The sequence below is a fragment of the Stutzerimonas chloritidismutans genome, from assembly GCF_051486945.1.
GTDB lineage: Bacteria > Pseudomonadota > Gammaproteobacteria > Pseudomonadales > Pseudomonadaceae > Stutzerimonas > Stutzerimonas chloritidismutans_B.
Map to the genome: position 1 here is coordinate 1 of NZ_JAHVDX010000006.1, position 24,752 is coordinate 24,752.

The 24,752-nt window shown below is 58.4% G+C and carries 22 protein-coding genes and 1 pseudogene; 5 read left to right on the forward strand and 18 right to left on the reverse strand.

Annotated features, from left to right (window positions below):
* Both KXR72_RS19325 and queD read right to left on the reverse strand, forming a co-directional pair.
* Positions 1 to 139 (reverse strand): annotated as a pseudogene (locus tag KXR72_RS19325) (IS3 family transposase); the annotation flags it as partial.
* 456 nt (positions 140 to 595) lie between these two features.
* Positions 596 to 952 carry a 6-carboxytetrahydropterin synthase QueD gene (queD, locus tag KXR72_RS19330; protein ID WP_437422724.1) on the reverse strand — a complete coding sequence of 119 codons (357 nt, stop codon included), beginning with the start codon at positions 950 to 952 and terminating at the stop codon, positions 596 to 598.
* Positions 953 to 1,101: 149 nt separating this feature from the next.
* Between queD and KXR72_RS19335 the strand changes: the two genes are divergently transcribed.
* Together KXR72_RS19335 and KXR72_RS19340 are read left to right on the forward strand one after the other, a co-directional pair.
* Positions 1,102 to 2,418, forward strand: coding sequence for a Na+/H+ antiporter family protein (locus KXR72_RS19335; RefSeq protein WP_437422725.1), 1,317 nt, complete (start codon positions 1,102 to 1,104; stop codon positions 2,416 to 2,418).
* A gap of 96 nt (positions 2,419 to 2,514) precedes the next feature.
* Positions 2,515 to 3,570, forward strand: a complete 1,056-nt coding sequence (locus tag KXR72_RS19340) for an AI-2E family transporter (protein WP_437422726.1) — start codon at positions 2,515 to 2,517, stop codon at positions 3,568 to 3,570.
* 34 nt (positions 3,571 to 3,604) lie between these two features.
* Here the strand turns inward: KXR72_RS19340 and KXR72_RS19345 are convergent, their stop codons facing one another.
* The 11 genes from KXR72_RS19345 to KXR72_RS19395 form a co-directional block, all read right to left on the reverse strand.
* The gene (locus KXR72_RS19345; protein ID WP_437422836.1) at positions 3,605 to 5,563 is read right to left on the reverse strand and encodes a PhoX family protein; all 1,959 of its coding nucleotides are present in this window, start codon (positions 5,561 to 5,563) and stop codon (positions 3,605 to 3,607) included.
* A 199-nt stretch (positions 5,564 to 5,762) separates the two neighbouring features.
* Positions 5,763 to 7,358, reverse strand: a complete 1,596-nt coding sequence (locus KXR72_RS19350) for an isocitrate lyase (RefSeq protein WP_437422727.1) — start codon at positions 7,356 to 7,358, stop codon at positions 5,763 to 5,765.
* A gap of 489 nt (positions 7,359 to 7,847) precedes the next feature.
* Positions 7,848 to 8,657, reverse strand: a complete 810-nt coding sequence (locus tag KXR72_RS19355; protein WP_437422728.1) for a secretin N-terminal domain-containing protein — start codon at positions 8,655 to 8,657, stop codon at positions 7,848 to 7,850.
* Entirely contained in the window at positions 8,654 to 9,265 is a 612-nt protein-coding gene (locus tag KXR72_RS19360; RefSeq protein WP_437422729.1) for a histone acetyltransferase HPA2, read from the reverse strand. Before KXR72_RS19360 ends, KXR72_RS19355 begins: the two co-directional genes overlap by 4 nt.
* Before the next feature lies 1 nt (position 9,266).
* Positions 9,267 to 9,692, reverse strand: a complete 426-nt coding sequence (locus KXR72_RS19365; RefSeq protein ID WP_437422730.1) for a GNAT family N-acetyltransferase — start codon at positions 9,690 to 9,692, stop codon at positions 9,267 to 9,269.
* Positions 9,685 to 10,851: a JmjC domain-containing protein gene (locus KXR72_RS19370; RefSeq protein ID WP_437422731.1), complete on the reverse strand. Its 1,167-nt coding sequence runs from the start codon at positions 10,849 to 10,851 to the stop codon at positions 9,685 to 9,687. Before KXR72_RS19370 ends, KXR72_RS19365 begins: the two co-directional genes overlap by 8 nt.
* Before the next feature lie 76 nt (positions 10,852 to 10,927).
* Entirely contained in the window at positions 10,928 to 12,298 is a 1,371-nt protein-coding gene (purB, locus tag KXR72_RS19375) for an adenylosuccinate lyase (RefSeq protein ID WP_437422732.1), read from the reverse strand.
* A 100-nt stretch (positions 12,299 to 12,398) separates the two neighbouring features.
* A complete protein-coding gene (gene hflD / locus KXR72_RS19380) occupies positions 12,399 to 13,022 on the reverse strand; it encodes a high frequency lysogenization protein HflD (protein WP_437422733.1) in 624 nt (207 codons plus the stop codon).
* Positions 13,019 to 14,149 (reverse strand): tRNA 2-thiouridine(34) synthase MnmA, encoded by a 1,131-nt coding sequence (gene mnmA / locus KXR72_RS19385; protein WP_437422734.1) that lies wholly within the window; start codon positions 14,147 to 14,149, stop codon positions 13,019 to 13,021. The genes hflD and mnmA overlap by 4 nt, the downstream gene beginning before the upstream one ends.
* 71 nt (positions 14,150 to 14,220) lie before the next feature.
* Positions 14,221 to 14,661 (reverse strand): NUDIX hydrolase, encoded by a 441-nt coding sequence (locus KXR72_RS19390; RefSeq protein WP_437422735.1) that lies wholly within the window; start codon positions 14,659 to 14,661, stop codon positions 14,221 to 14,223.
* An 81-nt stretch (positions 14,662 to 14,742) separates the two neighbouring features.
* Entirely contained in the window at positions 14,743 to 16,968 is a 2,226-nt protein-coding gene (locus tag KXR72_RS19395; RefSeq protein ID WP_437422736.1) for an NADP-dependent isocitrate dehydrogenase, read from the reverse strand.
* Between the two features lie 364 nt (positions 16,969 to 17,332).
* On the opposite strand from KXR72_RS19395, the gene icd reads away from it, so the two are divergent.
* Positions 17,333 to 18,589, forward strand: a complete 1,257-nt coding sequence (icd, locus tag KXR72_RS19400; RefSeq protein WP_437422737.1) for an NADP-dependent isocitrate dehydrogenase — start codon at positions 17,333 to 17,335, stop codon at positions 18,587 to 18,589.
* A gap of 54 nt (positions 18,590 to 18,643) precedes the next feature.
* Here icd and cspD read toward each other — a convergent pair whose 3' ends face one another.
* Entirely contained in the window at positions 18,644 to 18,901 is a 258-nt protein-coding gene (gene cspD / locus KXR72_RS19405; RefSeq protein WP_437422738.1) for a cold shock domain-containing protein CspD, read from the reverse strand.
* A 215-nt stretch (positions 18,902 to 19,116) separates the two neighbouring features.
* On the opposite strand from cspD, the gene clpS reads away from it, so the two are divergent.
* Positions 19,117 to 19,479 (forward strand): ATP-dependent Clp protease adapter ClpS, encoded by a 363-nt coding sequence (clpS, locus tag KXR72_RS19410; protein WP_437422739.1) that lies wholly within the window; start codon positions 19,117 to 19,119, stop codon positions 19,477 to 19,479.
* A 30-nt stretch (positions 19,480 to 19,509) separates the two neighbouring features.
* Positions 19,510 to 21,780, forward strand: a complete 2,271-nt coding sequence (clpA, locus tag KXR72_RS19415) for an ATP-dependent Clp protease ATP-binding subunit ClpA (protein WP_437422740.1) — start codon at positions 19,510 to 19,512, stop codon at positions 21,778 to 21,780.
* A 117-nt stretch (positions 21,781 to 21,897) separates the two neighbouring features.
* Here the strand turns inward: clpA and infA are convergent, their stop codons facing one another.
* The 4 genes from infA to trxB all read right to left on the reverse strand — a co-directional run bounded on the left by infA (position 21,898) and on the right by trxB (position 24,646).
* Complete coding sequence (gene infA / locus KXR72_RS19420) at positions 21,898 to 22,116, reverse strand: translation initiation factor IF-1 (RefSeq protein ID WP_002553999.1); 219 nt, start codon at positions 22,114 to 22,116, stop codon at positions 21,898 to 21,900.
* 98 nt (positions 22,117 to 22,214) lie between these two features.
* Entirely contained in the window at positions 22,215 to 22,922 is a 708-nt protein-coding gene (locus tag KXR72_RS19425; RefSeq protein WP_437422741.1) for an arginyltransferase, read from the reverse strand.
* A 52-nt stretch (positions 22,923 to 22,974) separates the two neighbouring features.
* Positions 22,975 to 23,655, reverse strand: coding sequence for a leucyl/phenylalanyl-tRNA--protein transferase (gene aat, locus KXR72_RS19430; RefSeq protein WP_437422742.1), 681 nt, complete (start codon positions 23,653 to 23,655; stop codon positions 22,975 to 22,977).
* 43 nt (positions 23,656 to 23,698) lie between these two features.
* Positions 23,699 to 24,646, reverse strand: coding sequence for a thioredoxin-disulfide reductase (trxB, locus tag KXR72_RS19435; protein WP_437422743.1), 948 nt, complete (start codon positions 24,644 to 24,646; stop codon positions 23,699 to 23,701).
* Positions 24,647 to 24,752: the final 106 nt, after the last annotated feature.

Here is a 24,752-nt window from a genome sequence, read left to right on the forward strand (position 1 = left end):
GGGTTTGCGCGGCACAGCCAATCTTCGGAGCGATGGCCTCAATGGCTGCCCACTCGGACGGATAGTCGTTCAGGTGTTCCAGAACCATGCGCACAGCACGTTCACGGACTTCAGGGGAGTAGGTAGTAGTCTTTCTCATGGCCTCATCTCTCAAGAGCTGAGGCCTCCACGAAACCCGGGGCGATTCAGAGTCGCTTCCTGCGACCGGCTGTAAGCCGCTCAGGAAGCGCAGTGGAACATCACCCAGTATCGGACATCATCACAGTACCTGACCGTCGTTACAGCTGGATCAGCAAGCATCAAGTCATTCATGAGCTAAATCTGAGACGGCCGAAGCAAGCTTGACTCTCTGTCCAATATAGGTTGACCGCTAAAAAGCAACCATCTTCAAGAGGGCCTCGGTCGCGGGGTGTAAGAGGGGGATGTTAAGTAAGTCATCCAGTGGGAGGTTCTGTTGGTCGCATTTCCAGAATCCGGGAATGTCTCGAATGAACTCTACTGAGACCACCGCTAAGGTGTGGGTGACAAGAGTAATGGGCGAGCCCGGCCCGATATTGGCTCGCTCTTTCGTACCGCGCGATACCCAGATTAAACATCAATCGCCGATATACTCGCAGCCACTCGTGCAAGTCTCATGGATTCGTATACGAGAGAGTTCAGGTAGCAAAGGCTTTAATTGCTGCCAGATCCAGCGTGCCAAGTTTTCGCTGGTTGGATTCTCCAGGCCTGGCAGATCATTTAGATAGTTGTGATCGAGCTGCTCGTAGAGTGGCCTGAAGATTTCCTTGATTTCGCTGAAATCTCGAATCCAACCAGTATGCGGGTCTACATCGCCTTTTATATACAGTGCGACCCGGAACGAATGCCCGTGCAGGCGGCCGCACTTATGGCCGGCGGGTACATGGGGCAGGCGGTGTGCTGACTCGAAAGTAAACTCTTTGAAGATTTCCACGAAACAATCCGGCCGAGCTGAGTAAAGATAAGCCCGGATTCTACGCTGTTTGAGCTTGCATTGCTGCTGTCAGCGCGCTCGTCGTTTTTGACAGTACTTCACCGTTAGGGCAAAGTACTGCGCTTTTTGCAGCCGACTAGGGAATCTGAATGAACGCGGTAGTGGCAGCAGTCGGCATTATGCTGATCTTGAGTTTGTGTCGAGTACACGTGGTGGTGGCGCTCATCGCAGGCGCGATTGCTGGGGGGCTGGTAGGTGGTCTGGGCCTGGAGGGTAGCTTGGCAGCTTTCAATAAAGGCCTCGGGGGAGGCGCGACGGTCGCCCTCTCGTACGCGCTTTTGGGCGCGTTTGCCGTTGCGATTGGCAAGAGTGGGCTGGCCAACGCGCTTGCTGATCGTGCACTTGCGATGGTGGGGTCGCAGGATTCGCAGGCGGCCGGCTCAGTCAAATGGATCATGATCCTCCTGCTGCTCGTTGTTGCGGTATCTTCGCAGAACATTCTACCTATCCATATCGCGTTTATTCCGCTCCTTGTACCGCCACTGCTGTGCGTACTGAGCAAGCTTCAGATCGATAGACGTTTGATTGCTTGCGTATTGGCTTTCGGGCTCGTTACTCCGTACATGTTCCTTCCGGTTGGTTTCGGCAGCATTTTTCTTAATGAAATTTTGCTTGCCAATGTCGACCAGAACGGAGCAGACATCAGCTCCGTCAATGTAAGTCAGGCGATGCTTATTCCGGCGATCGGGATGTGCACTGGGCTGCTTGTAGCCTTATTCAGCTATCGCAAGCCTCGAAAATATGAGCTGGCGAAAATCGAGAAGGTCGAGGCGCGCGGTGCGCGCTACAGCGGCTTGACCTTGATGGTAGCTGCCATTGCTGTCGGGGCTGCTTTCATTGTTCAACTATGGCTCGACTCGATGATCCTGGGTGCCTTGGTTGGTTTTGTTATCTTTTCCGTATCTGGCGTGGTGCGCTGGAGAGAGGCCGATGATCTGTTCACGGAAGGTATGAAAATGATGGCCATGATCGGTTTCATCATGATCGCGGCCGCAGGTTTCGCAGAGGTCATGCGTGCTACTGGAGAAGTGAAAGCTCTGGTGGATGCATCGACGGCCTGGATTGGTAGCAGCAAGGCTGTCGGAGCGCTGATGATGCTGTTGGTAGGCCTTCTGGTCACCATCGGTATCGGTTCGTCGTTCTCCACCGTGCCGATCATCGCGGCAATCTTCGTTCCACTAGGCCTGGAGTTGGGGTTTAGTCCCTTGGCCATTGTCAGTCTCGTAGGCACCGCCGGCGCGCTCGGTGATGCAGGATCACCAGCTTCGGACTCGACACTTGGTCCAACCGCAGGTTTGAACGCAGACGGGCAACATAACCATATCTGGGACACGGTCGTCCCGACGTTCCTGCATTACAACCTGCCCTTGCTAGGTTTCGGCTGGATTGCCGCGATGGTGCTCTAAACCTGGGGGCTGGCTCCGCAGCCCCTCATTGCTCCAGCACTCCTGAGCGCAATCGCTGACTAATGAACAGTCCCGTCAGCGATAGGAACATCACGAGTGAATACGACCCTGGAGCAAAAAGTCTTTCTGGCGCTGTTGCTCGTCGTATCCGTCGCATTTGGCTGGATTCTTTACCCGTTCTATGGCGCAGTGTTCTGGGCCGTAATTCTCGCCATTATCTTTGCGCCGCTGCAGCGTTGGCTTTACAAGCGACTCGGCAACCGGCGCAACCTGACTGCTTTAATCACGCTGCTGGTCTCGCTGATGGTCGCCGTTCTGCCAGTGATCTTCATCACGGGGTTGTTAGTTCAGGAAGGCGCATCGCTATATCGGCAGATCGAAAGCGGTGAGTTGGATATCGGCGGTATTGTGGAAAGTGCGAAAGATCTGTTGCCTGCTTCGGTACAAGGCCAGATGCAGCGCTTTGGGTTTGGCGATATCGATCAAATACGGAATCGCCTAGCCAGTGGCGCGTTGGAGGGGAGCCAGTTCCTTGCGACCAAGGCGTTCAGCTTCGGACAGGGTACGTTCCAGTTCGTAATCAGCTTTTTCGTCATGCTCTACCTTCTATTCTTCCTAATTCGCGACGGACGCGAACTGGTCGGCAAGGTACGCCGTGCACTGCCATTAAGTGATACGCAGAAGCGCAGGCTTTTCAGCAAATTCACACGAGTGGTGCGAGCGACAGTCAAGGGCAACATCGTTGTCGCCGCTACACAGGGCTTCTTAGGTGGGGTGATTTTCGCTGTTCTGGATATTCCAGGCGCGTTGCTCTGGGGCGTGCTGATGGCGTTTCTTTCGTTATTGCCGGCAGTGGGGGCTGGCATCATATGGACCCCCGTCGCCATCTACTTTCTCATGCAGGGCATGGTCGTTCAGGGTGTCGTGCTGACACTCTACGGAATCTTGGTGATCGGGCTAGTGGACAACATTCTTCGGCCGATTCTGGTGGGCAAGGATACGAAGATGCCTGATTACGTAGTGTTGATTTCAACGCTCGGTGGGCTTGCGTTGTTCGGTCTGAATGGCTTCGTGATTGGGCCGTTGATCGCGGCACTCTTTATCTCAGCCTGGGGTTTGTTCACCTCTCCTGAAAACGATTCACCGGTTTAGGTGCGCCGGCTGGGCGCACCTGGTTTCCCGAAGGTCAGAGCACCCGGCCACCGTCCGTGCGACGGATGATTACAGTCGCCGAGCGTGGGCGCCGTCCGGGGCCGTCCGGCCAAACGCTGGTGAACTGGGTTGGCGTCGAACCCTCGCCCGGGTGCTGAACGTTGACGAAGACCGTCCGGAAGTCCGGCGTCGACGTGATACCCGTGATTTCAGCTCCAAGCGGGCCAACCAGGAAGCGCTTCGTCTCGCCGGACTTCGGATCGGATACGAGCATCTGATTGTTACCGAATGGACCCGAGCGCAGTTGGCTGCCACTCATGTCAGTCTGGATCCACAGACGACCTTCATCATCGAACCAAAGCCCATCGGGGCTTGCCAGGATGTTACTGGCGTCGAGCGCATTGCCGCGCGGATCGCGGCTGTCGCTTTCCGGTCCGGCGAGCAGGTAGAGATCCCAGCTAAACCGCGTACCGATGTTATTACGGCCGTCCTCACGCCAGCGGATGATATGTCCGTACGGGTTTGGCGAGCGCGGATTGGCTGCGTTCGGCTCCTGACGGGCCGAGTTATTGGTGAGTGTGAAATACACTTCGCCTGAATCAGGGTGCACGGCTCCCCACTCGGGGCGGTCCATTTTTGTTGCGCCGACGATATCCGCAGCAAGCCGGGTGTTGATCAGCACCTCTCCTTGATCGCGAAACTGTACGCCAGCGGCCAAACACGCCTGCTGGAAGTTCGTGTCCTCGATATCCAACGCAAGCCAGTCGCCGCTACCGTCCGGATTGAAGCGCGCTACGTACAGCGTCCCTTCATCGAGCAGGCGGCTGTCGCCACGAAGTGGGCGGTACTTGTCTCGGCTGATGTATTTGTAGATGTACTCGTTCTGGGAATCGTCGCCGGAATAACACACGACCGGCCAACCGGCTTTGGCCGGCGCAAAGACCAACCCTTCATGGGCGAAGCGGCCAAGAGCAGTGCGCTTCACCGGCGTGGAATCCGGGTCGAATGGATCGATTTCTACAATCCAGCCAAAGGTGTTGGGCTCGTTTCTATAGTCGGCGCGAGGATCGTTGCCGGTGATGGTCGCATCGAAACGCTGGAATTCGTCCCCCGGTACGGTTTCCCATCCATAGCGGCCGGTCGATTGCACACCATAGCGATCGAGGTGTCTGGGTAATTCGGTGTCGCGGCTGGCAAAGTAACCCGCCCAGTTCTCCTCGCAGGTCAGATAAGTGCCCCACGGGGTATAGCCGTTAGAGCAGTTGTTCAGTGTGCCTCGAGCGGTAGTACCGCTTGGGCTGTAGCGTGTTTTCATGAGGTCATGGCCGCGCGCTGGGCCTTCGATGCGCATCGGCGTCGCACCGGTGATGCGGCGGTTGCGAGCAGAAGGCAGCACCGCCCAGTCGCCGCGTGCGTTGCGCTTGATTTCAACGACCGAGACGCCATGGGCATTGATTTCCTTGCGAACTTCTTCCGCTTTTGTGCGCTTGCCATCCTGGACCGTCGGTCCGTTCGGATGCAGCAACGCACTATCGACGTACTCGTGGTTCAGAGCCAGCAAACCATGGTCGCTCTTTCGTCCCTTGAATCGCGCGTCCATTGGAAAGAAGTGCATGCCGTCGTGGTGCATGCCGGTCTGCTGTGCCTGATCTTCGGCGCTGTTGCTTGCGTCCTCGAGATAAGCAGGATAACTACCGCAAATGGGCGTACCCCACGGAATGAATACTTCTGCGGTATAGCCTTCTGGGACCGTGATAGCGTCAGCGCGCGTAACCCCTACGGCACCAAAGGGGAGACGGCTGCGGCGTTGAAAGGCCGGCGCTTTGCCTTGAGGTGCGGCGGCTTGAGCGATCGCCGGCATCCCGCCCAGGAACGCCAGTGCACCCAGCGCGGCGCCGCCGGCGAGGATTTGGCGTCGCCCTAGGGCGATCACATCCTGGATATGCGGGTTGGTGGAACGGTTGCTGGGGCGTTCATCACCATTGCCGAACATGATGCTGTGATTATCGTCAGTCACGATTGAGGCTCCATTAGGCTAATCGACGGAGCCATGACGCTATAGGGTGCACGCGACAAGTTAATGACAGGCTTGCGCCGGCCGACGAGAGGTTTGCTGACGCAAAAAAAAGCCCCGGCACAAGGCCGGGGTTGGGAAATTTATCCGGCCCGGCTCACCCGGGCCGGCACCATGATCAGTGGAATTGGTTCATGGTGTTGTCTTTGCCGCTGGCCTTCAGAGCCGCTTCGCCAGCGAAGTACTCTTTGTGGTTATCACCAATATCGGAACCGGCCATGTTCTGGTGCTTGACGCAAGCGATGCCCTGGCGAAGCTCCTCACGCTGGACGCCCTTGACGTAGGCCAGCATGCCTTGGTCGGCAAAGTAGCCCTTGGCCAGATTGTCGGTGGAGAGTGCGGCAGTGTGGTAAGTCGGCAGGGTGATCAGGTGGTGGAAGATACCGGCGTGGGCCGAACCGTCGCGCTGGAAGGTACGGATCTTCTCGTCGGCAACCTGGGCGAGCTCGGTCTCGTCGTATTCAACGCTCATCAGCTTGGCGCGGTCGTAGGCGGACACGTCCTTGCCCTCCGCAACGAACGCATCGAACACCTGTTGACGGAAGTTCAGGGTCCAGTTGAACGATGGGCTGTTGTTGTAGACCAGCTTGGCGTTCGGGACGACGTGGCGGATGCGGTCAACCATGGCCTTGATCTGGCCTACGTGCGGCTTCTCGGTTTCGATCCACAGTAGGTCAGCGCCATTCTGCAGCGAGGTGATGCAATCCAGGACGCAGCGATCTTCGCCGGTGCCCTTGCGGAACTGGAAGAGGTTGCTCGGCAGGCGCTTGGGCCGCAGCAGCTTGCCTTCACGCTTGATGACCACGTCGCCATTACCCAGTTCGGCTTCGGAGATCTCTTCACAATCCAGGAACGAGTTATACAGGTCGCCGAGGTCGCCCGGCTCCTTGGTCACGGCGATCTGCTTGGTCAGGCCGGCCCCCAGCGAGTCGGTACGTGCAACGATCACGCCGTTGTCGATGCCCAGCTCGAGGAAGGCGTAGCGGACGGCCGCGATCTTGGCGAGAAAGTCAGCGTGCGGAACGGTAACCTTGCCGTCCTGGTGGCCGCATTGCTTTTCGTCAGAAACCTGGTTCTCAATCTGGATGCAGCAGGCGCCTGCTTCGATCATGCGCTTGGCCAGCAGATAAGTGGCTTCAGGGTTACCGAAGCCGGCATCGATGTCGGCAATGATCGGGACAATGTGCGTTTCGTGATTGTCGATCTGGTTCTGGATCTCGTTGGCCTTGGCGGTATCGCCAGCGGCACGGGCAGCGTCCAGAGCGGTGAACAGCAGGTCCAGTTCACGAGAGTCAGCTTGGCGCAGGAACGTGTACAGCTCCTCGATCAGGTCGGAGACAGCCGTTTTTTCGTGCATCGACTGGTCCGGCAGCGGACCGAACTCCGAACGCAGAGCCGCAACCATCCAGCCGGACAGGTAGAGGTAGCGCTTGTTGGTGGTCTTGAGGTGCTTCTTGATAGAGATCAGCTTCTGCTGGCCGATGAATCCATGCCAGCAACCAAGCGACTGCGTGTACAGCGACGAGTCCGCATCGTACTCGGCCATATCCCGGCGCATGATGTCCGCGGTGTATTGAGCGATTTCCAGGCCAGTCTTGAAGCGGTTCTGGGCGCGCATGCGGGCCACGGACTCAGGGTTGATCGCGCTCCAACTGCTTCCAGCTGCTTCTTTCAGCGCGGCAACGGCTTTGATGTCGTTTTGATAAGCGGACATGGTCAATCCTTTCGAGAGAAATTCGTGTTTGGTTGAGCACCGACTGTTCCCACCGAAACCTGCATGCTGGGCTCATCATGCGAGCAACATGCGGCAGAGCGTCGAAATACCGACCGAGACGAGATTGACCAGGAGGAGGGTGTGCAGTTACGACCGCAAGAAGAGCAAGGCAACTAAGGGAATGGTCGTGGCATTCCAACACACTGGCAGGCGCCATGAGTGGCTTAGCGGACTGATCTTCATGCTGTACGTCAATCGCTTCCCCGTCCCTCAGGACGACTCGTTCCAGTCGCAACCTCGTCAGTCCGCCTTGTGGGCAGTGCAGTCACGGAACGCTTGCTGGTTGGCCGAGCGATCCGGAGACCCTTTAAGGGCCCCTGGTTAGCGGGAGCGGGGCCATGATGCGCCGGGCACATTGCTTCGTCAAATGTTTTGTAGTGGTTTTTTTAAGGCACTACATATTTCGCGGAAGGAAGATGGGAGGGGACGTTAATCGAGGCGTTCGACCTTGAGGCGAAGCGAGTGGTCCTGCTGCCCGTTCGTGGAGTAGCGACGCAGCGAGCCTCGCTGCTCGGAGGTAGCGCTTTCGTTAACGCCGCCTAGCGAAATCCATTCGCCCAGCCGGCCGCTGACCCGCGTATCAGTTTCCTGAATGTCGATCACATCAGGGTGGGCACTGTTAAGGCGGTCGTTGTGGCTGCTGATGGTAACTTGGACGCGCTCGCCCTGAACCGTGGCGGTCGCATAGAAGCCACGAGACACGTCGCGATATTGAGTTTGTTGGTAGATCTGGCCGTAGCCGTCGGTACTACGCGTAGTGATCGGAACGCTCTGGCCGACCTGAATCAACGCCGGGTAGCCCTCGGTTGCCTGCACTTGCTGGATGCCGCCCCCTTGGCTTTGCGTGCTGTGCCGAATGATGCGGACCTCGTCCCGCCCCCTGCGCTCGCCCTGGCCTGTCTCGATGCTGACATTGCCGCCACGAATCGCCCCATCGACCTGATAGCCGCTGCCGGCATCGCTCGCGGTGTTCTGAGTGTCGACGCTGATCAGTAGGCGCTTCGGCTCGGTGTCCAACTGTGACAGTACCTGCCGAAGCTCACCAATCACCTCATCGGGGGCATTCACGATCAATTGGTTGCCATAAGCGTTGACCTTCCCCTGATTGCCTACCACCGACTGGGCGATGGGCAGAACGTCTTCGGCCATTCGGAAGTCCAGCGGAATCACTTCGGTTGCCGCCTGGGTGGACAGGCTTATCAGAAAAACTGAAATCGCAGCAAGGCGGCACCGGCTCATAGCAAGAAGCTCCTCAGGTCAGGGTCCGGCAGGCTGTGGGCCCAAGCGGAGTCGAACATCTGCTGGCGTTGGCGTGCCCGGGCTGCGTCCTGGTACACCGCGTATCCGGCAAATAGCTCAGGGCTTGGCCGGATCAGCACACCCTGTTCATCAACGATCAGGAAAGTGCTTTGCTCGATCGGATAATCCGGGTTGAGTCGGCGAATATGCAAGTTGCTTGTCAGCCTTCGTGACAGGGCAAGCAGGCGATGGCTCTCGCGTATTGCCCGAGACGAGTCGGCGAGCAGGATGCGCATACGATTTCGCGGATGCGCGCGCAGCAAGCGGGCGCAGGCTTGCTGGATTTCCACTCGGCTGTACAGCCAGGATTCTAGGTCCGTGCTGTACAGGGCAAGGTTGCGACGCGCCTGTTGCATCAGGCTTAGCGCATGGTGCCTGGCCTGTTCAGCCGTCTCGAAGGGGTGGCGCTCAGCAGAACGATCGGCCAGTGCGCTAGCGGGTGCCGAAGCGGGGAGTGTGGCTCCGCGCGGGAAGCGACCCGGCGAATCGAACTCTATCGCCGGCAAGTCGCTTGTGTCCTCGCTTCGATCCGGATCGCCTCCGCTCATGTCATTGGCTCTTGCGTAGCATGTCGACGTGGGGAATACCCGCCTCGAGGAACTCGTCGCTGGTCACCTCGAAGCCCAGCCGCTCGTAGAAAGAGGTTGCGTGGACCTGTGCCGTCAGATGTTGCTCATCGAGCCCGCGCCGTTCGGCCTCGCTGATCACTGCGCGCATCAACGCCTCGCCGACATTCAAGCCACGCCAGTCCCTTAGTACTGAGACGCGGCCAATGTGCCCATCGTCCAGCAGGCGCGCGGTGCCAATGGCATAGCCATCTTCCAGCGCCAGGAAATGCACCGCGTCGGCATCGTCAGCGTCCCATTCAAGCTCCGGAGGGACAGACTGTTCGGCAATGAACACCGTTTCTCGAATCCGGCGCAGTTCGGCGTTGTCTCGCTGCCAGTCGGCGATACGTACTTCAATCTCACTCATCAGCGAACTCCAGACTTCCTTGTTTGACCAGTTGCCAGATCAGGTTACGCCCATCCTCATCGGCGAGCCACGGGCTGAGGTTGTCTTCATGCAGCGCGTCGGCCGAGCATATCAGCTTGAGCAAATCCTTCAGGTGTGCCGGTAGCAGGCGGCTCTGACCACTTGCGAACAGCAACAGCCCGATGTCAACCTCGCTCCAGGCGAGGCGGGCACTGAGGTTGCGAACCAGCACGGCGCCATCGCCTAAGTTGTCCAGCAACTCGTCCTGCTCGAGCTCGTTGTTCTGTACTCGCTCAGGGTAGCGTGGTTCGGTCATGAACTGGCCGAACCAGGTCAGCAGCAGGCGCTCATCGCCCATGTGTTCGGTGAGCATCGCACGAAGGCGATCAAGGGCGTCGCTCTGGATCTGATAAGGGTCATCCGCGGGTTTCAGGTCAGGATCGCTGTAGCGTTCCTCGTCCGGTAGGAATTGCGCAAGAAAGTCGGTGAAATGCGTCAGAACCTCAGCTGCGCTCGGTGCTCGGAAGCCGAGGGAATAGGTCATGCATGCGTCTTCCGCTGAGCCGTAGTGGGCCAGGTGAGGCGGGAGGTAAAGCATGTCGCCGGGCTCCAGCACCCATTCGTCACCGCACCGGAAGTCGGCGAGGATGCGCAGATCCTGATGAGGCAGCATCGCACTGTCCGAGTCGCACATTTGGCCGACACGCCAGCGCCGCTTGCCGTGCGCCTGCAGCAGGAATACGTCGTAGTTGTCGAAGTGCGGGCCAACACCACCGCCCGGTGCGGCATAGCTGACCATCACGTCATCGATACGCCAGTTCGGTAGGAAGCGGAAGTGCTCGATTAGCTGCGCTACCTCAGGAACGAGCTGATCGACGGCTTGAACCAATAGCGTCCAGTCCTGTTCGGGCAGATCCTGATAGGTGGTCTCGGTGAAAGGGCCCCGCCGCAGCTCCCACGGACTTTCGCCGTGCTCGATCACCAGTCGCGATTCGACTTCTTCCTCCAGCGACAGCCCGGCCAGCTCATCGGGCGAAACTGGACTTTCGAAGCCTGGGATGGCCTGGCGGATCAGCAGCGGTTTCTTCTGCCAGTAGTCCCGAAGAAATTCGCGCGCGCTGATACCGCCAAGGATTTGCAGAGGGATGTCGGATGTCATGAGAGCACCTTGCTCGATGGGCGAGCGGCCAATAAAAACGCCCGGCACAGCCGGGCGCGTACTAGAGAGAAAAGGTTCAGATTCGCTTGGCTTGTGCTGCCGCATTTCCAATGTAGGACGCAGGGGTCAGCTTGCGCAGTTCCTGCTTTGCCTCGGCCGGAATGTCGAGATCGTCGATGAACTTCGCCAACGCATCAGGGCTGATGCCCTTGCCGCGGGTTAGCTCCTTGAGCTTCTCGTAGGGGTTCTCTACGGCATAACGGCGCATGACCGTCTGGATGGGCTCGGCCAGCACTTCCCAACACGCGTCCAGGTCTTCAGCGATGCGAGGCGCATTGAGCTCCAGCTTGCTGATGCCTTTCAACGTTGCTTCGTAAGCGATCACGCTATGGGCGAAGCCTACACCCAGGTTGCGAAGGACCGTCGAGTCGGTCAGGTCGCGCTGCCAGCGTGAAATGGGCAGTTTGCTGGCAAGGTGCTGAAGCAAGGCATTGGCAATGCCCAGATTGCCCTCGGAATTCTCGAAATCGATCGGGTTGACCTTGTGCGGCATGGTCGAGGAGCCAATTTCGCCGGCAACGGTGCGCTGTTTGAAATAGCCGAGCGAGATGTACCCCCACACGTCCCGATCGAAGTCGATAAGGATGGTGTTGAAGCGCGCCACCGCATCGAACAGCTCAGCGATGTAGTCATGCGGTTCGATCTGAGTCGTATAGGGGTTCCACGTGAGGCCCAGGTCGCCCTCGATGAACTCACGTGCGTTGGCTTCCCAATCGATGTCCGGATAGGCGGACAAATGAGCGTTGTAATTGCCCACCGCACCGTTGATCTTGCCGAGCAGCGGCACGGCTTCGACCTGGGCAATCTGGCGCTCGAGGCGATAGACCACGTTCGCCAGTTCCTTGCCAAGCGTGGTCGGTGAGGCTGGCTGGCCATGCGTGCGGGACAGCATGGGCACATCCGCATGATCGACCGCCAGTTGCCTGATCGCATCGGCGAGCTGCCGCATCAGCGGCAGCAGTACCTGATCCCGGCCTTCACGCAGCATCAGCGCGTGAGACAGATTGTTGATGTCTTCGCTGGTGCAGGCGAAGTGGATGAACTCGTTAACCTTCGCGAGCTCCGGCAATTGCTTGGCCTGCTCTTTGAGCAAGTATTCGACCGCCTTCACGTCGTGGTTGGTTGTGCGCTCGAAGGCTTTGACTCGCTCGGCGTGCTCGATCTGGAAGTCTTCGGCGAGCTTGTTCAGGAGCGCATTGGCTTCGGCGGAAAACGGTGCGACTTCGGGAACGCCATCATGCGCGGCCAGGCGTTGAAGCCAGCGCACCTCTACCAGAACGCGGCAACGGATCAGACCGAACTCGCTGAAGATCGGGCGCAACGCGCTGGTTTTGCCGCCATAGCGGCCGTCGACAGGGGATACGGCGGTGAGCGAGGAAAGCTGCATAGAGGGCATTCTCGGACGTTCGAGCACTAAAAAGAGGGCGACGATTATACATGAATCCCACCCGGGGAATTTTACCGGGCCGTGATCGAAGGACGGCCGTTCAACCCGCGCGCACCAGCGGATAGAGAGCGTCGAGCATCTTTCTACGGCTGAATATCATCTGCCAGCGATGCCCGCCTAGCTGGCGCCAGAGCCGCGCAGCTCGGATACCCCCCAGCAGTAACGCACGAATTTTCGCGGCGTTGTTCGGCTGCTGCAGATGACGCATGTCGCCCTGCACCTGGATGCGTTGGCGGAACGTGCTAAGCGTGTCTTGATAGAGGCCTCCGAACGAGGCGATCACGTTTTCATGGGTCAGGCCGAAATGGTCCGCTTGCGCCTGTATCTGGTCCAGTCGGCTGCCGATGACTTGAAGCATGTCGCGGCGCTTGTCCAGTTGACGTTCGAGCCCGATCATCGCCAGCGCATAGCGCAGCGGTTCGCGTTGCAGGCTGCTGGTGTCTCGCTCGAGCGCGCCGACTAATGCCCGATACCCTTCCCGCAAGTTAAGATCGTCGCCGCCGTAGATGTCCAGCGCGGGCAGTTCTTCACGGATGAGCAGGCTACCCAAGAGGCTGGAGAGCGCTGCATTGGGCGCTTGCCCGGTGCGCGCGATGCGGTCGACGAGCGCCGCCGCTTCGAATACGGCGCCGAGCGCAACGAGTTGTTCCTGTAGCGGCGTCATGGGCGCGCTCCGGTTTGCCAAGGCTCGGCGGTCTCGATCACGCCGCCGCCCAAGCAGACATCGCCGTCATAAAGGACGACCGACTGCCCCGGTGTCACTGCGCGCTGCGGCTCGTCGAACACGACGCGATAGCCCGTTTCGGTGCGTTCGAGCGTGCATGCTTGGTCGGTCTGGCGATAGCGCACCTTGGCACTAAGCCGCTTCGGCCCGCTCAGCTCGATTGGATTGACCCAGTAGATGTCCGAAGTTAGCAGGGCGCGCGAGAAGAGCAGAGGGTGGTCGTTGCCCTGGCCTACGATCAATGTGTTTCGCGTCAAATCCTTAGCGAGGACATACCACGGGTCGTCACCGGCATCCTTGAGCCCTCCGATACCTAGCCCCTGGCGTTGGCCGATGGTGTGATACATGAGGCCGTGGTGGCGGCCAATCAGCTGCCCATCGACCGTTTCGATGTCGCCGGGCTGGGCTGGCAGATACTGCTTGAGGAAGTCACTGAACCGGCGCTCGCCAATGAAGCAAATACCAGTCGAGTCCTTCTTCTTGGCAGTAGCGAGCCCATGCCGTTCGGCAATGATGCGAACCTCCGGCTTCTCCAGCTCGCCGACCGGAAACAGCGTTCTACTGAGCTGCGCTCCACCGACAGCATGAAGGAAATAACTCTGGTCCTTGTTCGGGTCGAGCCCCTTGAGCAGCTCGCTGCGACCGTGGCTATCCCGACGCCTTACGTAGTGGCCCGTGGCAATGAGGTCGGCGCCCAGTGTCAGCGCATAGTCAAGGAAGGCCTTGAACTTGATCTCCCGGTTGCAAAGGATGTCCGGATTGGGGGTTCGCCCAGCCTTGTATTCGGCCAGGAAATGCTCGAACACATTGTCCCAATACTCCGCGGCGAAGTTGGCGGTATGCAGCGGGATGCCAATCTTGTCGCAGACTGCCTGGGCGTCCGCTAAGTCTTCCTTAGCCGTGCAGTATTCGGTGCCGTCATCTTCTTCCCAGTTCTTCATGAACAGGCCTTCGACCTGGTAACCCTGCTCCATGAGCAGCAAGGCTGAGACCGAGGAATCGACGCCGCCGGACATGCCGACGATGACGCGCAGGTTTTCGGGGGTGGGGCTGGCGGAGACAGGCATACGGGCTCAGGGCGAACGATGAAAGGGCGGAATTCTAGCAGGCTTGGCGCGTTTCGCGCGCGGCGCCCCGGTCAGTCGCGAATGACCGCCAGGGCGTGGATCGGCCCGGCGAGATAATCGTCAATGCAGCGCAGAATCAACTCGCTGCGCCAGCGAGCGCGCTGCGCGAGCAGTTCCTCTCGGGTGAGCCAGCGAGCAGCGACGATGCCTTCGTCCAGCGGCCGCGCGGCGTCATGGTGAAGCGCGGTTGCGGCAAAGCACACGCGTTGATAGGTCACGCCGTTGCTCGGTGCGGTATAGAGATAAACGCCGACCACGCCGGTCAGCTCGACGCTCCAGCCGGTCTCTTCGAGGGTTTCACGAATCGCGGCCGCCTTGAGCGTTTCATTTGGCTCCAAGTGGCCGGCGGGTTGGTTAAAGACCAGTTGACCGCCTTTGGATTCCTCCACCATGAGGAAGCGGCCGCCTGCTTCGACGATGGTGGCTACGGTTATATGGGGTTGCCATGTCATCTTGGTGGCGCCTTGAGTTGAGTAAAACAAAAAGCCCCGACAGTGCCGGGGCTTCTTTGGGTGCAGCTTATGCCAGGCTGATCAGCCGAGCGAGGCGAGGGCGCTGTTGAAGGTCGTGCTCGGCCGCATGACCTTGCTCGTCAGCTCGGGGTTGGAGCGGTAATAGCCGCCGATATCAACCGGCTTGCCCTGGACCTCTGCCAGTTCCGCAACGATTTTTTCCTCGTTTTCGCTCAGTTGCGTGGCCAGCGGCGCGAACTGTGCCTGCAGGTCCAAATCCTCGGTCTGCGCGGCCAGTTCCTGTGCCCAGTACAGCGCCAAATAGAAGTGGCTGCCGCGGTTGTCCAGCTCACCTGTGCGGCGCGACGGCGACTTGTTGTTGTCGAGCAGCTTGCCGGTGGCAGCATCCAGGGTCTTGCCCAGCACCTTGGCCTTCGCGTTGTCGGTCTTGATTCCTGTTTCCTCGAGCGATACCGCCAGTGCCAGGAACTCGCCGAGCGAATCCCAGCGCAGGTGGTTTTCCTCGATCAGTTGCTGGACATGCTTGGGAGCCGAACCGCCCGCGCCGGTTTCGTACATGCCGCCGCCCGCCATCAACGGAACGATCGACAGCATCTTGGCCGAGGTGCCGAGTTCCATGATCGGGAACAAGTCGGTCAGGTAGTCGCGCAGCACGTTGCCGGTCACGGAAATGGTGTCCAGGCCACGAACGAGGCGCTCCATGCTGACGCGGATGGCTTCGTTGTAGCCCATCATGCGAATGTCCAGACCGGTCAGGTCGTGATTCTGCAGGTAGGCTTCGACCTTCTTCTGCAGCTCGCGGTCATGCGCACGCTCTGGATCGAGCCAGAAGATCGCAGGGGTGTTGGACTGGCGTGCACGGGTGACGGCCAGCTTGACCCAATCGCGGATCGGCGCGTCCTTGGTCTGGCAGGCACGCCAGATGTCGCCGGCTTCGACCTGATGCTGCATGAGCACGGTGCCGTCAGCGAGCACGACGCGCATCGTACCGTTGGCGGTCATTTCGAAGGTCTTGTCGTGTGAGCCGTATTCTTCGGCCTTCTGCGCCATCAAGCCGACGTTCGGCACGGTGCCCATGGTGGTTGGGTCAAACGCACCGTTGGTTTTGCAGAAGTTGATCATCTCTTGATAGATTCGGGCGTAGGTGCTTTCTGGCATCACCGCCTTGGTGTCTTTCAGCGTGCCGTCCTTGCCCCACATCTTGCCGGAGCTGCGGATCATCGCTGGCATCGAGGCGTCCACGATGACGTCGCTCGGGATATGCAGGTTGGTGATGCCCTTGACGGAATCGACCATCGCCATTTCCGGGCGGTGGCTGTAGCAGGCGTGAATGTCGTCCAGGATCTCTTCCTGCTGCGAGGCGGGCAGGCTCTTGATCTTGTCGTGGACGCTAGACAGCCCATTGTTCGGGTTGACGCCGAGCTCCTTGAACAGGTCGGCGTACTTATCAAAGACTTCCTTGTAATAGACGCTGACTGCATGACCGAACACGATCGGGTGCGACACCTTCATCATGGTCGCCTTGACGTGCAAGGACCACATGACGCCAGTTTCCTTGCAGTCCTGCAGGGTTTGTTCGAAGAACTGGCGCAGTTTGTTGCAGCTCATGAACATGCTGTCGAGCACTTCGCCCTTTTCAAGCGAAAGCTGCTTCTTGACCTCAACCTGGCCATCGTTACCCACGAACTCGATGCGGACGTCGCCAGCTTCGGCCATGGTGATGGACTGTTCGCTGGAAAAGAAATCGCCGCCGCGCATGTAGTCGGCATGGGACTGCGAGGCCATGCTCCATTTGCCCATCGAGTGGGGATGCTTGCGTGCATACGCCTTTACGGCCGCAGGGGCCCGGCGGTCGGAGTTGCCTTCGCGCAGAACAGGGTTTACGGCGCTGCCGAGTACCTTGCTGTAGCGGGCGCGAATGTCCTTCTCCTCATCCGTGCGAGGATCTTCAGGGAAATTCGGTACATCGAAGCCTTGCGCCTGGAGTTCGGCGATGGCGTTGCGCAGTTGGGGAACCGAGGCGCTGATGTTCGGCAATTTGATGATGTTGGCTTCAGGAGTGGTGGCCAACACGGCCAGCTTTGCCAGGTCGTCTTCGATGCCCTTGTCGGCACCCAGGCGGTCGGCGAAGGCGGCAAGGATGCGCCCCGCAAGAGAGATGTCACGTGTTTCGACGGCGATGTCTGCGGCACCGGCAAATGCCTCAACGATAGGCAGGAGCGAATAGGTGGCCAGCGCCGGGGCTTCGTCGGTGAAGGTATAGATGATCTTCGAGCGGGTGGACATGTAGGGTTAACTCTCTCTTGCTGAGCGTACACAGATCCTCGATATGCGCAGGTAGGCGCTCTGGCAGCTGTCTGGCATGCCAGAACTCGAGGATTCGCCGCGATGATGTTGGTTGCACCACTAGAGTGTCGAGCATTCGAGCCGTCCGGCTGCGATGGCAATCGAACGGTTTCAGGACAGGAGTCTCTATAGTTGACCGCCTGGGACCTATGACTCGTTAGTCACCTAAGCAGTATATCACCGCACGTCATGTACGAAGAATGGCCTGCCTCTAAGACCAATGAACATCTGGTTTCGGCGAAATCAACTAGGTTACCCTCCGAGAGGATGACCACTGTTTTTAACCAACAAAACGGAGTCCAGCATGGGATACCAAAAGATCCAGGTGCCTGCCGGCGGTGACAAAATCACCGTCAATGCCGATAACACCCTGAATGTGCCAGACAACCCAATCATTCCTTATATCGAGGGAGACGGGATCGGCATCGATATCAGTCCGGTGATGATCAAGGTAGTCGATGCGGCCGTCGAGAAGGCTTACGGTGGTCAGCGCAAGATTTCGTGGATGGAAATCTATGCCGGGGAGAAAGCGACGCAGGTTTACGACCAGGACACCTGGCTACCGAAAGAAACGCTCGATGTGGTGCGTGATTATGTCGTTTCGATCAAGGGGCCGCTCACTACCCCCGTTGGGGGCGGCATTCGCTCGCTGAACGTAGCCTTGCGTCAAGAGCTTGATCTGTACGTCTGCCAGCGCCCTGTTCGCTGGTTTACGGGTGTCCCCAGCCCTGTGAAGAAGCCAGCTGATGTGGACATGGTTATTTTCCGCGAAAACTCGGAAGACATTTATGCCGGCGTCGAGTGGAAGGCTGGCTCCCCTGAGGCGGAAAAGGTCATCAAGTTCCTCACGGAAGAAATGGGCGTCAAGAAAATTCGCTTCACCGAGAACTGCGGCATTGGTGTGAAGCCCGTATCGCTAGAAGGCACAAAGCGCCTGGTTCGCAAAGCGCTTCAGTATGCCGTGGATAATGATCGCCGCTCTGTCACCCTTGTGCACAAGGGCAACATCATGAAGTTCACCGAGGGGGCCTTCAAGGAGTGGGGGTACGAAGTGGCGCGGGACGAATTCGGTGCTGAGTTGCTCGATGGCGGCCCGTGGATGCAGTTCAAGAACCCCAACACTGGGAAGAACATTGTCGTCAAGGATGCGATCGCTGATGCGATGTTGCAGCAAATTCTGCTGCGACCAGCAGAGTACGATGTCATCGCCACCCTCAATCTGAATGGCGACTACCTGTCCGATGCGCTGGCTGCTGAAGTGGGTGGTATCGGTATCGCGCCGGGCGCCAACCTATCGGATACCGTCGCCATGTTCGAGGCCACTCACGGTACGGCGCCCAAGTATGCGGGGCAAGATAAGGTCAACCCCGGTTCGCTGGTCCTATCTGCCGAGATGATGCTGCGGCATATGGGGTGGGTGGAGGCGGCTGACTTGATCATCAAGTCGACCGAAGGCGCCATCGCGGCAAAAACAGTGACCTATGACTTCGAGCGCTTGATGGACGGGGCAACGTTGATGTCGTGCTCCGAATTCGGCGACGCCATGATTTCCCACATGTAAAAAGCAGAGCAGCACAAAAAGGCCGATCGAAGATCGGCCTTTTTGTTTATTGCATCAGGCGTCGACAGTCGAATTCTGCGAGGCGGTCGCAGTCACTTCGGCAGTCGTCGGCAACGACCTGATATTGGTTGCGTGCAGGCCCTTCGGACCTTGCAGGATATCGAACATGACCGCCTGGCCGGCTTTGAGCGTTCTGTACCCGTCCATCTGGATAGCCGAGTAGTGGGCGAACAGGTCCTCATCGCCGCCGTCTGCTACGATGAATCCATAGCCCTTGGCGTTGTTGAACCACTTGACCTTACCGCTTAGCATGCTGTTGTCCCTCTGCAAAGGAGTCCATCACTGGAGTAACATCCATTTCATTCCGCGCTGATGCAGCACATAGGCCCCATGCGCGCAACCTGTTGCCGTTGTGGCAATTACTGTTTGTATCATCGTTTTGCCGTTAGTCAAGGCGACTCGTCAGGTGGCTGTGAAGCCTTTCCACTTACCCGGCCTCGGCGCCCCGATCCAGAACCGTTATCCGCATGCGTGCATTCCCCGAGATTCGACTAGTATTCAACCAGGATCGTCCCAGTAGAGCTGACGATGATTCGTCTGGGCTGGCCGTTGAAGAGGCCAAGCCAGCGCTGAAGGCACCTCCCATGTTCAAAGTTGTCATGTTTAATGATGACTACACGCCGATGGATTTCGTCGTCGAGGTGCTCGAAGGAATTTTCAACCACAATCGGGAGCTCGCCACCAAGATAATGCTGGCGGTTCATACCGAAGGGCGAGCCGTTTGCGGCATCTACACCAGGGATGTCGCGGAAACCAAAGCAATGCAGGTCAATCAATATGCACGGGAGTGTCAGCATCCGTTGCTTTGTGAGATCGAGAAAGACGGTTAACCCCCGACTGTTGGGTAAGAGGTGAAAGCTATGTTGAACCGTGAGCTCGAAGTCACTCTGAATCTGGCTTTCAAGGAGGCACGCACCAAGCGTCATGAATTCATGACGGTCGAGCATCTCTTGTTGGCCTTGCTTGACAACGAGGCCGCCGCAACGGTGCTGCGCGCCTGTGGTGCCAGCCTGGACAAGCTCCGTCACGACCTTCAGGAGTTCATCGACTCCACCACTCCATTGATTCCGCAGCACGACGAAGAGCGTGAGACCCAGCCGACGTTGGGTTTCCAGCGCGTGCTTCAACGGGCTGTGTTCCATGTCCAGAGCTCCGGAAAGCGCGAGGTTACCGGCGCAAACGTGCTCGTGGCGATCTTTAGCGAGCAGGAAAGTCAGGCGGTGTTCCTTCTCAAGCAACAGAACGTCGCGCGAATCGATGTCGTCAATTTCATTGCTCACGGAATATCCAAGGTTCCAGGCAGTAACGGCAATCCGGAAAGCGATTCGGACATGCAGGACGAAGAGGGTGGTGATGCGTCAACCGCGGGCAACCCCCTCGACGCCTATGCGAGCAACCTGAACGAGTTGGCCCGCCAAGGGCGTATCGATCCTCTGGTAGGGCGAGAGCACGAGGTTGAGCGTGTCGCTCAAATATTGGCTCGACGCCGTAAGAACAACCCGCTGTTGGTCGGCGAGGCCGGTGTCGGCAAAACAGCCATTGCCGAAGGCTTGGCGAAGCGCATCGTCGATAATCAGGTTCCCGAACTACTCGCCAATGCGGTGGTTTACTCGCTCGACCTGGGCGCTCTACTCGCCGGAACCAAATATCGCGGCGATTTTGAAAAACGGTTCAAGGCCCTGCTGGGTGAGCTCCGCAAGCGCCCGCAAGCGGTGCTCTTCATTGACGAGATTCATACCATTATCGGCGCAGGCGCTGCCTCCGGTGGCGTGATGGATGCGTCCAACCTGCTCAAGCCGTTGCTTTCGTCGGGTGAGATACGCTGCATAGGGTCCACTACTTTCCAGGAGTTCCGCGGCATATTCGAAAAGGATCGTGCGCTGGCTCGGCGCTTCCAGAAGGTGGATGTCTCGGAGCCATCGGTTGAAGACACGATCGGAATCTTGCGTGGTCTCAAAGGGCGCTTCGAACAGCACCACAATATCGAATACAGCGACGAGTCCCTTCGAGCTGCAGCGGAGCTGGCATCGCGCTATATCAATGATCGCCACATGCCCGACAAGGCGATAGACGTCATTGATGAAGCGGGGGCTTTCCAGCGCCTACAGCCGGAAGACAAGCGTGTATCGCGCATCGACGTGGAGCAGGTCGAGGATATCGTGGCGAAGATCGCGCGTATTCCGCCGAAGCACGTCAGCACTTCGGATAAGGAGTTGCTGCGCAATCTCGAACGTGACCTGAAGCTGACGGTGTTCGGTCAGGATGATGCAATCGATTCGCTTGCAACGGCGATCAAGCTATCCCGTGCCGGACTCAAGGCTCCCGATAAGCCGGTGGGTTCGTTCTTGTTCGCCGGACCGACGGGTGTTGGCAAGACGGAAGCGGCCAGGCAGCTGGCCAGGGCCCTGGGTATCGAGTTGGTGCGCTTCGATATGTCAGAGTACATGGAGCGTCACACCGTATCTCGTTTGATCGGGGCTCCGCCTGGCTATGTCGGGTTTGACCAGGGTGGTCTTCTGACAGAAGCGATTACCAAGCAGCCGCACTGTGTGCTGCTGCTGGACGAGATCGAAAAAGCGCATCCCGAGGTCTTCAACTTGTTGCTGCAAGTGATGGATCACGGCACGCTGACAGATAACAACGGCCGCAAGGCTGACTTCCGTAATGTCATTCTGATCATGACCACTAATGCCGGTGCCGAGACGGCTGCCCGTGCTTCGATCGGTTTTACCCATCAGGACCATGCATCTGACGCCATGGAGGTTATCAAGAAGAGCTTCACCCCCGAATTCAGGAACCGCCTGGACACGATCATTCAGTTCGGCCGGCTCAGCCATGAAGTCATCAAGAGCATCGTCGACAAGTTCCTCATCGAGCTCCAGGCTCAGCTGGAGGACAAGCATGTCACGCTCGAGGTGACGGACGCGGCGCGCAGTTGGCTGGCGGAGCGGGGGTATGACGTTCAGATGGGCGCTCGCCCCATGGCGCGTCTGATCCAGGATAAGATCAAGCGCCCGTTAGCTGAGGAAATTCTCTTCGGCGAGTTGGCGGAGCACGGCGGTGTCGTTCACGTCGATGTGCGTGACGGTGAACCGTTCTTCGAATTCGAAACGACTGCCGAGCTGGCTTAACGACTACGAGCCAGCTTGATGTACAAACGCCCGGCTTGCCCGGGCATTTTTTTGTCTATGCAACTAACTCTGAGCACAAAAAAGCCCGGTCGGACCGGGCGTTCTTCTCGCGACCCTTTAGCGGGCGCGGTAGGTGATGCGACCCTTGCTCAGGTCATACGGTGTCAGTTCCACGCGAACCTTGTCACCGGTAAGAATCCGGATGTAGTTCTTGCGCATTTTTCCAGAAATATGCGCAGTAACGACGTGCCCGTTTTCCAACTCCACACGAAACATGGTGTTAGGCAGGGTGTCGACGACAGTACCTTCCATTTCGAAGCTGTCTTCTTTCGACATTCAGTAAAGTCCTCGGTATTCAAAAATTGACCCGGCGCCAGGGTGCCTGGGTAAAAGCGGCAAGCATTGTGCCTGAAAGGGCCTCTTGAGCCAAGGGTTCAGCTAAGAACAATCCAGCGTTGATTCACCAACAGTTCGATCGGCCGATATTCGGTCTTGTAATTCATTTTCCGGCAATTCTTGATCCAGTAGCCCAGATAGACTGCGTTCAAGCCCAACCGGGACGCTTCACTGATTTGCCAGAGAATGGCTAAGCGGCCCAGGCTGCGACGTTCTTCTCGTGGATCGTAGAAGGTGTAGACGGCAGACAACCCATTCGGCAGCACATCGGTCACCGCGAGTGCCAGCAGCCGTCCCTGAAGGCGGAACTCATAGAAGCGCGAAAAGGGAAGGTCCCGTACGAGAAACGTATGAAATTGATCTCTGCTAGGCGGGTACATGTCGCCATCGGCATGGCGTTGCTCGATATAAGTTGCGTATAGCGCGTAATACTCTTCGGTGAACGCCGGGCGCGTCGCAGTAACAGTGAGGTCGGCGTTCCGCTTTAGTATGCGCTTCTGCTGGCGATTGAGCTGAATGCCCTCGGCCGGGATGCGCGCCGGTATGCATGCAGTACACCGCTGGCAGTGAGGGCGGTACAGGTGGTCGCCGCTGCGCCGGAAGCCAATCTCTGACAGCTCCGCATAAACCTGGACGTCCATGGGCTGGCTCGGGTCGAGAAAAAGAGTCGTAGCCTGTTCATCGGGCAGGTAGCTGCACGCATGCGGTTGCGTGGCATAGAACTTGAGGCGAGCCAGTGAAGTCATGGTCAACTCTCGGGAAACATGCACTCAGTTTAGGTCAGCCTCGCGCCCTCTACTAGGAATCCCATCGGGGTGAGCTGGGCGCATCCAAGTACCGAGCCAGGGCCTCGGCGAATACGGTGCGAGGTATCGAGCGAGCGCCGAAATTGGCTAGGTGTTGCGTGTGCATCTGGCAGTCCATCATTTTGAATCCCCAGTCTTGAAGACGTTCCACCAATGTCACGAAGCCCACTTTGGATGCATCGGTCGTATGGCTGAACATCGATTCACCGAAGAATAGTTGACCCATAGCCAGGCCATAGAGGCCGCCGACCAGCCGTTCTTCCTGCCAAACCTCTACAGAGTGGGCCAGGCCTCGCTCATGCAGCTCGAGGTAGGCGGCCTGCATGGCAGAGGTGATCCAGGTGCCATCGGCATATGCGCGCGGCGCTGCGCATTGGCGTATCACGTCGCTGAATGCGCGGTCCAGGGTTACCAAGAAATCGCCCTTGCGAAGTGTCTTGCGCAGGCTGCGCGATACATGCAGTTCAGTGGGGAAAAGGACGGTGCGGGGGTCTGGTGACCACCACAGGATCGGTTGCCCATCCTGGTACCAAGGAAAACAGCCGTGCCGATACGCGGCTACAAGGCGCGCGGGTGACAGGTCGCCGCCGGCAGCTAGCAAGCCGTTCGGTTCTCGCATGGCCTTTTCCAAGGGGGGGAAGGACAAATCGTCTCGCTGCAACCATGTCAGCATTCGCTAGGGCTCGAAAAGGAGCGGGCAGGGCCCGCTCACTGCTTCATAGGTCGAGATACTTTTCCGCATCGAGCGCAGCCATGCAGCCTGCCCCCGCCGAGGTGATTGCCTGGCGATAGACATGATCAGCCACATCGCCTGCGGCAAAAACGCCCGGAATGCTGGTGCAGGTTGCGTCGCCCTCACCGCCGCCGCGTACCTTTAGGTAGCCATCTTTCATCTCGAGCTGACCCTGGAAAAGATCGGTGTTGGGTTTGTGGCCGATAGCGATGAAGACACCCGCCAAGTCGAGAGTATTCTCCTCGCCCGATAGGGTGCTCTTGAGGCGTATGCCTGTGACGCCGCTGGCGTCGCCCAACACTTCCTCCAATGTGTGGTTCCAGTGAAGGCGAATGTTCCCACTTGCCGCCTTGTCCATGATCTTGTCTTGCAGGATTTTCTCCGAGCGCAGCTTGTCGCGGCGGTGGACCAGGTGGACTTCCTTGGCGATGTTGGAGAGATACAGTGCTTCCTCGACAGCCGTGTTGCCGCCGCCGATAACCGCGACCACCTGGTTACGGTAGAAGAAGCCGTCACAGGTCGCACATGCAGAAACACCTCGGCCGGCAAAGGCTTCCTCGGACGGGAGGCCCAAGTACTGGGCGGATGCGCCAGTGGCGATGATCAGAGCATCGCAGGTGTAGACGCCGCTATCGCCCTTCAGCGTGAATGGCCGCTGTTGAAGATCAGCAGTATGGATGTGATCGAAGACGATCTCAGTGTCGAAGCGCTCGGCGTGCTTCTGCATGCGCTCCATCAGCGCGGGGCCGGTCAGACCCTCGACGTCGCCGGGCCAGTTGTCGACCTCGGTCGTAGTGGTGAGTTGGCCGCCCGGCTGAATGCCCGTGATCATGAGTGGCTTGAGGTTCGCACGGGCCGCATAGACCGCAGCCGTATACCCGGCCGGGCCCGAGCCGAGGATGATCAGCCGCGAATGCTTGACTTCGTTCATAAAAAGCCCTCATAAGTCTTTGTTGCCAATAGGGAAGCGTGCTCTAGTCGAGGCCCGCTGAAAAATCTGGCGTTTATGCTACACCGAAGCATCCAGAAAAGACCAA